The sequence below is a fragment of the Paenibacillus alba genome (assembly GCF_013204855.1).
Taxonomy (GTDB): Bacteria; Bacillota; Bacilli; order Paenibacillales; family NBRC-103111; genus Paenibacillus_E; species Paenibacillus_E alba.
Genome location: NZ_JABMKZ010000097.1, coordinates 1 through 955, shown reverse-complemented (window position 1 = coordinate 955; position 955 = coordinate 1). Strand labels below are relative to the sequence as shown.

At 44.8% G+C, this 955-nt stretch carries 1 protein-coding gene; it reads left to right on the top strand.

The window, feature by feature from the left end:
- Positions 1 to 89 precede the first annotated feature (89 nt).
- On the top strand, positions 90 to 955 hold an 866-nt coding region (locus tag HQN90_RS38050), incomplete at its 3' end, for an IS3 family transposase (RefSeq protein WP_338042450.1).

Here is a 955-nt window from a genome sequence, read left to right as displayed (position 1 = left end):
CGTGAACTTCTAAAAAAGAGCAACCCCGCTTACAAGACAAACTTGAAATAGCCGATGAAACGATTAAGCGGGGCTATGCAACGGCACCTGTGCTACGACTAATCGGCGTTCTTGAATCTACCTATTATGCTAGAAAGAAGCGATTGACCGAGCAACCGAAACTTGGAGAAGAGACTGTTGCTGTAGGACGTCCCATTCCCAAATACTCATTGACGACGGACAATCTGAGGATTAGCGATGCACAGATTGAAGAATGGCTAATGGAACTCGTTGAGGGTGAGGAGCATGGTTACGGCTACCGTAATTTAGCTCATGCGCTTTATGTGCAACATGATCTTATCCTCAATCATAAGAAAGCTTACAGGCTCTGCAAAAAGCTAGGGCTACTTCAGAACAAGCCAAATAAGAAGTTTAAGCATCCAAGGCGTATCGCCAAAAACCGTTTAGTCACTGGGCCGAACCAACTTTGGCAGATCGATATTAAATATGGCTATGTACACGGCTATGATCGTTTCTTCTTCCTTTTTGACATGATTGATGTATTTGATCGTTATATTGTTGGATATCACCTAGGGTCAAGCTGTGATGCAAAGGATGTTTGTGCAACTGTAAAACGCGCGCTAGAGACTCGTCTGAAGCCCGGAGAAGCCGCGCCAGTCATACGTTCGGATAACGGACCTCAGTTTCTTAGCCATGCGTTTGGTGACATGTGTTTGGACGAGAATCGTCCGATCGAGCACGAGCGCATACCGCCCAAGACGCCCAACATGAACGCATACATTGAGTCATTCCATAGCATTATTGAAAGAGATGTATACACAAAGGAGTACTTTGAAACATTTGAAGAAGCTTACCAGAGAGTACACACATACATTGAATTCTACAACCAACGGCGTTTCCACGGAAGTCTGCACAAAATGAGTCCAAGTCAGTACCATGAGGCTTGGAAAGCTAA